This is a genomic window from Actinocrinis puniceicyclus, from assembly GCF_018283645.1.
Classification (GTDB): Bacteria; Actinomycetota; Actinomycetes; order Streptomycetales; family Catenulisporaceae; genus Actinocrinis; species Actinocrinis puniceicyclus.
The window spans coordinates 33,529-43,162 of the sequence record NZ_JAGSXH010000048.1 but is presented as its reverse complement, the minus strand read 5'-3'; the positions used below and the strand labels follow the sequence as shown (position 1 = coordinate 43,162).

9 protein-coding genes and 2 tRNA genes are annotated in these 9,634 nt (G+C 70.2%); 5 read left to right on the top strand and 6 right to left on the bottom strand.

What is annotated here, in order from left to right:
* Nucleotides 1–386: 386 nt before the first annotated feature.
* Nucleotides 387–458 (bottom strand) — tRNA-Val (locus KGA66_RS15045).
* 28 nt (nt 459–486) lie between these two features.
* A tRNA-Gly gene (locus KGA66_RS15040) sits at nt 487–559 on the bottom strand.
* A 197-nt stretch (nt 560–756) separates the two neighbouring features.
* Between KGA66_RS15040 and KGA66_RS15035 the strand changes: the two genes are divergently transcribed.
* Entirely contained in the window at nt 757–2,136 is a 1,380-nt protein-coding gene (locus tag KGA66_RS15035; RefSeq protein WP_211468735.1) for a hypothetical protein, read from the top strand.
* A gap of 170 nt (nt 2,137–2,306) precedes the next feature.
* Here KGA66_RS15035 and KGA66_RS15030 read toward each other — a convergent pair whose 3' ends face one another.
* Nucleotides 2,307–3,122: an SIMPL domain-containing protein gene (locus KGA66_RS15030; RefSeq protein ID WP_211468734.1), complete on the bottom strand. Its 816-nt coding sequence runs from the start codon at nt 3,120–3,122 to the stop codon at nt 2,307–2,309.
* 267 nt (nt 3,123–3,389) lie between these two features.
* Nucleotides 3,390–3,659 carry a multicopper oxidase domain-containing protein gene (locus tag KGA66_RS32100; RefSeq protein ID WP_369015877.1) on the bottom strand — a complete coding sequence of 90 codons (270 nt, stop codon included), beginning with the start codon at nt 3,657–3,659 and terminating at the stop codon, nt 3,390–3,392.
* 335 nt (nt 3,660–3,994) lie between these two features.
* On the opposite strand from KGA66_RS32100, the gene KGA66_RS15020 reads away from it, so the two are divergent.
* Together KGA66_RS15020 and KGA66_RS15015 are read left to right on the top strand one after the other, a co-directional pair.
* Nucleotides 3,995–4,984, top strand: coding sequence for a PAC2 family protein (locus KGA66_RS15020; protein ID WP_211468732.1), 990 nt, complete (start codon nt 3,995–3,997; stop codon nt 4,982–4,984).
* A 242-nt stretch (nt 4,985–5,226) separates the two neighbouring features.
* Nucleotides 5,227–5,898 (top strand): class I SAM-dependent methyltransferase, encoded by a 672-nt coding sequence (locus tag KGA66_RS15015; protein WP_211468731.1) that lies wholly within the window; start codon nt 5,227–5,229, stop codon nt 5,896–5,898.
* On the opposite strand, the gene KGA66_RS15010 is transcribed toward KGA66_RS15015, so the two are convergent.
* The gene (locus KGA66_RS15010) at nt 5,870–6,367 is read right to left on the bottom strand and encodes a hypothetical protein (RefSeq protein ID WP_211468730.1); all 498 of its coding nucleotides are present in this window, start codon (nt 6,365–6,367) and stop codon (nt 5,870–5,872) included. The genes KGA66_RS15015 and KGA66_RS15010 overlap by 29 nt on opposite strands.
* A 50-nt stretch (nt 6,368–6,417) precedes the next feature.
* Nucleotides 6,418–7,284 (bottom strand): fumarylacetoacetate hydrolase family protein, encoded by an 867-nt coding sequence (locus tag KGA66_RS15005; RefSeq protein WP_211468729.1) that lies wholly within the window; start codon nt 7,282–7,284, stop codon nt 6,418–6,420.
* Between the two features lie 199 nt (nt 7,285–7,483).
* Here KGA66_RS15005 and KGA66_RS15000 point away from each other — a divergent pair, with 199 nt between their 5' ends.
* A complete protein-coding gene (locus KGA66_RS15000) occupies nt 7,484–8,818 on the top strand; it encodes an enolase C-terminal domain-like protein (protein ID WP_211468728.1) in 1,335 nt (444 codons plus the stop codon).
* Complete coding sequence (locus tag KGA66_RS14995) at nt 8,815–9,624, top strand: SDR family NAD(P)-dependent oxidoreductase (protein ID WP_211468727.1); 810 nt, start codon at nt 8,815–8,817, stop codon at nt 9,622–9,624. Before KGA66_RS15000 ends, KGA66_RS14995 begins: the two co-directional genes overlap by 4 nt.
* The last annotated feature ends 10 nt before the right edge of the window (nt 9,625–9,634 follow it).

Here is a 9,634-nt window from a genome sequence, read left to right as displayed (position 1 = left end):
TCTGATTCGGGACAGTCTTGGCGGACCGCCCTGATCTATCAGAGGTCTCGTTCTCTATGCGCGCTGCTCAACACGCCAGCACCGATCCGCTGGACAAGCACCCGGAATCCTTAACTTCGCGGCCTTGCGCCTTGACCGGTCGTCGAAATCGAAGCGCAGCCCTCGTCGGCCGCGCGCCCGCCTAGCCCGACACCGATGGGTCCGCGCGCGGCCGACGAGGACGACGACGCGCCATCGACCGACGCGTCACGGGAGGGTGCGAGATTCGCGGTGGTTCAGCCTCGTTCTGGGGCAATCGCGATGATCCACGTCTAACCAAAATCTAACAAACGATCAAAAAGGCCCTGCCGGAGAATTCCGGAGCGCCTCTGACCTGCTGTCACGTGTGGACGATACTGGGATTGAACCAGTGACCTCTTCCGTGTCAGGGAAGCGCTCTCCCGCTGAGCTAATCGTCCTCAGGATCCGGTGCGAACCGGTACCGCGAGCGGACGACGGGATTCGAACCCGCGACCCTCACCTTGGCAAGGTGATGCTCTACCAACTGAGCCACGTCCGCATGCTGCCAGGTACGTTACCACTTGCTTTCCGCGCCCTGGCGACGGGTAGAACTGTACCTGATCGCGGGGGCGCTTCGCACATTCGAAGCGCGGGGCGTGGCAGGTCGCGTGGCGTAGGGCCGAACGGGTGAGGGTCGCGGCGCGGCCGGGCGCGGATGCTCGCTGGCTGGTGACGGGCGATCTAGGCTCGCCGAACGTGACGACAGTGACTCCTTCGGACCAGGCGGGCTCTGCCTCCTCAGCGAAGCGGCCCGCCGCTATTCCCACGCAGCGCTCCGGTCGTACCCTCCGGATCCTGGTGCTAGGCACCGGACGGGAGGCTGCCGCATTCCGGGAGCGGGCAGCTTCAGCCGGGGCCGAGCTTGCGCAGCGCTTCTCGGTGCGGGTGACGCACGTCGTCGCCGAGGACGGCGTCGGTGCGCAGGACGCCCGGGTCGCGCGCGCTCAGACGGCCGGCCTACCGGTGCTGGCGCTGCGCGAGGGCTACCGGCTGCTCGATGACGAAGCAGCGGCTCCGCGCGACCTACCGGCTGCGACGCCGGCGACCGCCGACGAGGAGCCGCCGCCGCCCGCGACAGCGGCAGACGCGACGAGCGGGGAGGCTGCGGAGGGGAACCCGGGCGCGCACGACGACGCGGACGAGCCTCTTGGCGCTGCTCCCGCGGATCATGCGGGCGGGCCGGAGTCCTGGGCTGGACACGAGCCCGCAGCCGACCCTGGCTCGTTCGCGGCGGCCGAGGCCGAGCCCCGTGCGCGGTTCGGGCCCGAACCGACCGAGGCGCGCCCTTCGGATTTGTTCACCGAATCGGCGCTTGAGGCGGTTCTGTCCTTCCCTCCGCTGCGCACGAAGCTCGAAGACGACGGCCACCCGCTGCTCGACGAGGCGGAGAATCGACGACGATCAACGCTGGTGGCCGCCGCCACGACGACATCCGCTTGCACCGATACGGATGCTGCACTCGATGTCGAAGCAGACGCCGCCGCTGACGCCGCTGACTCCACTGACGCCGCCGAGATTCACACCCAGATTCACGCCGCCGCCGGGGTTGATACGGATACCGAGATCGATACGGATGCGGATGCAGATGCGACGGATTCGTATGTGACGGATTCGGACGCTGTCGCATTCGTCGACGAGAACGTGAGCGCAGGCGCCACCTCGGACACGATCATGCCGCGGACCGACGGCTTGGGGAACCTCGACGAACGCGGCGCCACGAGTGAAAGCGCAGCAGCAAGCGTGTGTGCGGCTGGCAGAAAGACGCACGCCAAACGACACCCGCGGAAGGAAACCGTCACGTCCGTCGCGTGGGCACTGCTGCCACTCGTAAGCGTCGGACTGCTGACACCGATCGCGATCGGGTACGCGGCGAGACGACTGCGCTCCGGCATGCTGTATGTCGAGACCGGCTGCTACACGCTCGCTGTCGGCGCGGCGTTCACCGTCTCGGCAGCGGCGCCGGTTCGTACAGGCGCGCACGCCGCGGCGAGCGGGGTGCTGATTGCTTGCTTGGGCGTGTCGTGGCTCGGTGGAACAACTCACAGTTTCCTGATCCGGAGGCGGGTGTTCCGCTAGTCGAAGGCTCACGCGGGGGGCGCAGCGCACGGGATCGATCCTGGACCGGGACCGACGATCTCTGGACCGGGCAGGCTGGCGGTACGCAAAAGTGGGCCGCCCGGCACGGCGGTAGACCGGCGGACGCTCAAGCGTGCGGCAGGCGGCAGGCGGCAGGCGGCGAAAACGAATCAGAGCAGCGGGAACTCGGGCTGGGCCGCTTGGAAACTCGCCTCGACACTCGCGTAGACGGTCTGCTGCTGCGGTTCCAGGTCCAGCGCCGCCGGTTCCGGTTGCGCGGCGCCCACGGCACGCGCGCTGTACACGACCGGCCCGCCCGGGCGCGGCGCCTGCGTCACGGACCTGCTGCTCAGACCGGTGTCGGCGAGCTCTATAAGACCCGTGATGCGGCTGCCCAGCGCCTCCGCGTAGTCGCGGGCGCGGGCCACCGCCTCGGCGACCGCGCGGGCCCGGGTCTCCCGGTAGATCGGAGAGGAGCGCCGCAGCCGCCAGAACGGCCCCTCCAGCGCGGAGGCCTCGACCTCGGTGAGCCGGGCGATCAGTTCGCCGAGGATCGCCAGGTCCGCCACCGTGACCCGCACACGCACCGTACCGGCGTAGGAACGGATCTTCTCGTCCTTACCGCGACGCATTTCAGGCGCGACCGACAGCCCGGTCGACTCGACCCGGTCGACCGAGTCGCCGTAGGAGCGCACCAGGTCGAGCACTTCGTCGTTGCGTTTCACCAGGCGCTCGAACGCTTCGCGCCGATCGCGCGCGTGCGCCGTGACCGAGACGGTCAGGTCCGCGACCTCCGGGTCCACCAGCATGGTGGCCTCGCCCCGGACACTGATGACGGCCGCCGCGCGCGCTTCGGAGCGCGGCCGCGGCATCGGGTCCGGTAGCGAACCGCCCACCGCGGGCGCGGGCGCGGGCACGGACTGTACGGACTGTGTGGTCGCACCGGCGGAGCGGACCTCGGCCGGTTCGTAAGGCGCTGACTGCATCGCGGCTGGCTCCTAGCGTGGCGTCTGACGTCGCGCTGCGGCGAACTCTCGGCGGGCCGCCGGTGGGCGCTCCCGACGTTACCCGCTCGCCACGGCCTGTCATACCCGCCGTAATCGAGCTGCGGTCAATCGTTTCCCAACCGAGACTCCGCTCGCGCATATCGCCGACGTCACGAGGCGTTCTCGAAGTCTCGCCTGGGCCGCGGCGCACGCCAGGTAGACGCCGCGACCCATCCGGCGCCGCTTTTCAAACTCGCCTTACGCGCCTTACGGCAGCACGTCGAACGGCCGCATCATCTCGTTATCTTCGTGGTCGATGATATGACAGTGAAAGACGTACCGCCCGGGAATGTCGAAACGGGCGCGCACTTTCGTCCCGCTCGCCGGGCAGCGCGACGACCGTGTCCCTCGTTCCGGTCTCCCAGCGCCCCGGGGGCGCACACAAAGCCGTCCGCACCGGTGCGGCCGACGGCCTCGAACTGGGTCTGGTGGATGTGGATCGGGTGCGCGTCCTCGGTGTAGCTGCCGTAACCCCATACCGTCGTGCGCGAATCGCCCGGAGGCAGCAGTCGCTGGGCGAGTTGGCGGCCCTCCTGCGCCCTGAGCGTTGCGGGCGGATGTCTCGGTTCGAACTCTGTCGCCGAAACGCAGTCCAGTATCAACGGGCGGGAATGCCAAGAGCCTCATTGCTCCGCACGGCGGGGCCGATCGGTAGCGGCGGGCGTCGACCTTGGACTTGCCCGCGCCGTCCCGCGCCGACGGAATGGGCAACGCCGCCCGGATGTTGGCAGACTGTTACTCGGTGTGCCGCGCGGTGGCGAGATCGCCGCGGCCGGCAGCGGGACGCGACTAGGGATGGGACGGGACCAACCGTGGGCGAGCCACTCTACGAGCTGGACCAGGCTGGGCTGGCCGCGCTGGCCGAGGCGCGCGCCGGCACCTCCGGGGGTTCCGTGACCGGCGGCGACCTGGTGCTGCTGTACCACTACGAGGGTTTCATGGACGCCGGTCACGCCGCCGAGCAGGTGGTCGACCACATCTTCGGCGAGCGGTTCCAGTTCGAAGGCGCGGGCGAACACGGCGAGCCGGGCAACCCGGTGCTGGCGCGCTTCGACACGGACCGGCTGGTGGACTACCGGGCGCAGCGCCCGACGATGACGTTCGACACCGACCGCTGGTCCGAGTACGAGGCGCCGCGACTTGAGGTCAAGCTGGCGCACGACGCGATCGGCACGCCGTTCCTGGTGATGTACGGCCCGGAGCCGGACACCGAATGGGAGCGTTTCAGCGCGGCGATGGTGGAGATGATCGAACGGCTCGGGGTGACGCTGTCGGTCAACTTCCACGGCATCCCGTTCGCCGTTCCGCACACGCGCCCCACCACGCTGATCCCGCACGGTAACAGGCGCGACCTGCTGGCTGGGTACACAGCGTGGTTCGACCGGGCGCAGGTGCCGGGTTCGGCGATGGCGCTGGTGGAGTTCCGGCTCAGCGAACGCGAGCACGCGGTGCTCGGCCTGGCCGCGCAGATCCCGCACTACATCTCGCGTTCGCCCTATCCGGCGGCGGCGGTGCGCATCCTGGAAGCGATCACCTCGGCGACGGGCCTGGTGCTGCCGGTGCAGGAGCTGCACGAACAGGCGCAGCGGGTCGAGGCCGAGATCGAGGCGCAGGTGGCCCAGGGCGACGACGACCTGCGCTCGATGATCCGCGGTCTTGAGGTGCAGTACGACACGGTGGCCGGCACGACGCCGCAGGCCGACCTGCTGGCCGAGCAGGCGGCGCGGATCCCGACCGCCGAGGAACTGGCCCGGCAGTTCGAACAGTTCCTTGCCGAGCAGGACCGCGACGGCGAGCACTGACCGGCCGGGTAATGAGCACTGACCGGCGGCTGGGCAGTACGTGTAGACCGGAACCGGACGCGTTAACCAGATCCGCAAGCGGTACGCGGAAACGGTCCGCGTAACGGGTACGCGGTAAGCAGCAAGCGGTGGGACGAGCGCGGCCCGAGGCGAGCGGCCGACATGCAGCGGCTGGCGGGTATAGCACCGGTAGGCGGTTATATTCGCTGGCCGCTGCCGCGCGCCCGGCCTAGGCTGCGGGTGTGACGGTCGCTGCTCAAGACTGGCTGGCGTGGCACGAGCGATACGACCAGCCCGGTTCCCTGCTCGCCCGGCGTCTGGCGGTCGTGCAGGAACGCATCAGGCTCGCGCTGGACGCCGCACCCCCGGGACGGATCGACGTGCTGTCGATGTGCGCCGGGCAGGGCCGCGACCTGCTCGGCGTGCTTGAGGACCATCCGCGCCGGGACGAGGTGTCCGCCGTACTGGTCGAACTCGACCCGCGCAACACCGAGGTGGCCCGGCGGTGCGCGGAAGAGCTCGGGCTGCCCGGTGTCGAGGTGGTCACCGGCGACGCCGCGCTCACGGACCACTACCTCTCGTCCGCTCCGGCACAACTCGTGCTGGCCTGCGGCGTCTTCGGCAACATCACGGCCGAGGACGTTCACCGCACCGTCGAGCACTGCGCGGCGCTGTGCCGGCGAGGAGGCAGCGTCGTGTGGACCCGCCACCGGCGCGAGCCGGACCTTGTCCCGAGCATCTGCGGGTGGTTCGCGGACTGCGGCTTCGAACTCGAATTCGTCACCGAGCCCGGGGACTTCGGCGTCGGGGTGCACCGCAGGCTCGACGGTCCGCCGCCGAGCCCGCTGCGGCCGGGAACGAGGATGTTCACCTTCCTCGGGCAACTCACGATGGCTCAGCGCGGCTGCCAATAGCCGCGGCCCGGCGCTGCCGGCGGGTTCGGTCCAGGAGCGTCCAGAGCAGCCACAGGCCCGCGGTCGCGAAGGCCGTGCCGAACAGCGGCAGGACGACGGCGCCGACCCACCACCAGCCGACGTAGTCCGCGCCCTCCACCGTCGCCGGCCGCCCCGGCAGGTAGATCGCGGTCAGCGTGCCGCCGGGCGGCTGGCGCGCGGCGACCGCCCCGGTCCACGCCGTGGCCGTCGAGCCGTCGGGAAGCGGGAAGGACAACTGCTCGTCGCGTCCCTTCGGATCACGCCCGTCGGCCAGGACCGTGGCGCTGACCCGGATTCCGTGCCTCTCCAGGTCGAGGGCGCGGGTCAGGTGCGTCACGATCCACACCCACATCCCGACGCCGAGCGCGAGCAAGGCCACGACGACAAGCAGTGCGAGCAGGAATCTGCCCCGGGGCGTGCGCGTCAGAGCCCCGTCCAGCGTCCGCATGCACGGATCATGACACAGGCGTCGTCCCGTATAGCGTGCGAATCCGCTCGTCAGGGCGCGGCGACGAAGGTCACCCGCTGTGCGCCGAGGCCGGTGATGCCGAGCTCGACGACGTCGCCGGGCTTGAGGTAGTCCTCGGGACGGCCGGTGGCCAGAGCGACGCCGCCGGGCGTGCCGGTGTTGATCAGGTCCCCCGGTTCGAGCACCATGAACTGGCTGACGTACCTGATCAGCTCCCCGACGCCGAAGATCAGGTTCTTGGTGTTCGAGCTCTGGCGGCGCTGTCCGTTCACGTCCAGCCACAGGTCCAGTCCGCCCGGGTCGGGCACCTCGTCCGCGGTCACCAGGTACGGCCCGGCCGGGTTGAAGGTCTCGCAGCTCTTGCCCTTGTCCCAGGTGCCGCCGCGCTCCAGCTGGAATTCGCGTTCTGATACGTCGTTGCACACCAGGTAGCCCGCCACCGCGGCCAGGCCGGCCGCGGCCGACTCCAGGTAGCGGGCGCGCGAGCCGATCACGACGCCGAGTTCGACCTCGTAGTCCGTCTTGGCCGAGCCGCGCGGGATGCGCACCTCGTCGCGCGGGCCGACGAACGTATCAGGGGCCTTCATGAAGACCACCGGCTCGGCGGGGATCGCGGCGCCGGTCTCGGCCGCGTGGTCGGCATAGTTGAGGCCGATGCAGACGATCTTCCCGGGCCGCGGGATCGGGGCGCCGACGCGCGCGCCCTCGGGGACGGGCGCGCCCGCGCCCGTCCCCGCGCGCCGCACGACCTCGGCGCGCAGCCGGTCGAGACCGCCGCCGGCCAGGAACTGCGGGGTGTAGTCGGCAGTCAGGTCGGACACGTCGAGGACGAGACCGCCGTCCAAGGCCACGTGCGGCCGCTCGCGGCCCGGCTCTCCGATGCGCAACAGCTTCATGCAGCGGACTCTACGACAGCGCCGCATCATCCGACCATTCCTTCGATGCGAGAGTGTCGATTTCGGAATCTGCCGCCACCATGACTGGATCAATGCCGGCTCGTCCCTGGACAACACCGAAAGCCTGGGCGTATACATCGGATGACTGCTGTCGGACGACCGGTCTCCGCGCGCGGGGATCGCCGAAAGGGTGACCCGCATGGCCCGCGCCGCCCTCATCACCGCGCTCGACTGCCTCGACCTGCGCTTCCCTACTTCGGCAACCCTCGACGGCTCGGACGCGATGCATCCGGACCCGGATTATTCGGCTGCTTATGTGATCCTGCGTACCGACGCCCGGGACGGCGCGCAGGGCCACGCGTTCTGCTTCACCATCGGCCGCGGCAACGACGTGGTTACCGCGGCGATCGGCGCGCTGCGCCCGTTCGTGGTCGGTCGCCTGCTGGACGAGGTGATCGACCATCTCGGTCGCTTCAGCGGGCAACTGGTCGGCGACAGCCAGCTGCGCTGGCTCGGCCCGGAGAAGGGCGTCATGCACATGGCCATCGGCGCGGTGCTCAACGCCGCCTGGGACCTGGCCGCCAAACGCGCCGGCAAGCCGGTGTGGAAGCTGCTGGCCGACATGACGCCGAAGCAGCTGGTCGAGCTGGTCGACTTCCGCTACCTGGTCGACGCGCTCACCCCGGACGAGGCGCTGGAACTGCTGTCCGCGGCCGAGCCGGGACGGGCCGAGCGCGAGCAACTGCTGTTGCGCGACGGCTATCCGGCATATACGACCTCGCCGGGCTGGCTCGGCTACGACGACGCGAAGGTGACCCGGCTCGCCCGCGAGGCGGTGGCCGACGGTTTCACCCAGATCAAGCTGAAGGTCGGCGCCTCGGTGCAGGACGACGTGCGCCGGCTGCGCGCGGCACGCGCGGCGGTGGGTCCGCGAGTGCGCATCGCGGTGGATGCGAATCAGCGCTGGAACGTCGGCGAGGCGATCGAGTGGGTGCGCGCGCTGGCCGGATTCGACCCGTACTGGATCGAGGAGCCGACCAGCCCGGACGACGTGCTCGGGCACGCGGCGATCCGCCGCGCCGTCGCGCCGGTGAAGGTCGCCACCGGGGAACACGTGCAGAACCGGGTGGTCTTCAAACAGCTGCTGCAGGCCGGCGCGGTCGACATCGTGCAGATCGACGCGGCGCGGGTCGGCGGCGTCAACGAGAACGTGGCGATCCTGCTGCTGGCCGCGAAATTCGGCACGCCGGTGTGCCCGCACGCCGGGGGCGTCGGCCTGTGCGAGCTGGTGCAGCACCTTGCCATGTTCGATTTCGTGGCCGTCAGCGGGCGGATGGAGGACCGGGCGATCGAGTACGTCGACAACCTGCACGAGCATTTCGTCGATCCGGTGCGCATCAAGGGCGGCCGGTACCAGGCGCCGACCAGCCCGGGATTCAGCGCGCAGATCGTGCGCGCCAGCCGGGCGCGTTACCTTTTCCCGGACGGCCCGGTGTGGTCCGGGGCCGCACCGGCCGAGGGAGACGTGAGTTGAACGACTTCGCGGGCCTGGTGGCCGTGGTCACCGGCGGCGCGTCCGGAATCGGCGCGGCGACGGCCGCGCTGCTGGCCGAACGCGGGGCGCGGGTGGCCGTGGTCGACCGGGAGCTGGGCGAGGCCGCGGGCACGAGCAGCAGTACGAGCAGTACGAGCAGTACGAGCGTGTCAGGCTCCTGGTTCGCTGTTCAGGCGGACGTGACCGACGACGAATCGGTGCGCGCGGCGATCGCCCGGATCGACGAGGAGTTGGGCGGGATCGACGTGCTGGTGAACAACGCCGGCATCGGCGCGATCGGGACCGTCGAAGACAACGACGACGCCGAATGGCTGCGCGTGTTCGACGTGAACGTCTTCGGGATAGTGCGTGTGACCCGCGCCGCACTCCCTCACCTGCGCCGATCCGCACACGCCGCGATCGTCAACACGTGTTCGATCGTTGCCACGGCGGGACTGCCGCAGCGCGCGCTGTACTCGGCGACCAAGGGCGCGGTGCTGTCCCTGACGCTGGCGATGGCCGCGGACCACGCGCGGGAGGGGATCAGGGTGAACTGCGTGAATCCCGGAACCGCGGACACGCCGTGGGTCGGCCGGCTGCTGAACCTCTCGCCGGATCCCGCGCGCGAGCGCGCGGCGCTGGAGGCGAGACAACCGCTCGGCCGCCTGGTCTCCCCGCACGAGGTCGCGTACGCGATCGCCTCTCTGGCCAGCCCGCTGTCCGGCGCCACCACCGGCACCTCGCTCGCGGTGGACGGCGGCGTGGCGGGCTTGCGGCTGCGCCCGCCGGGAGACGCCACGTTCTGACTCGCTCTGC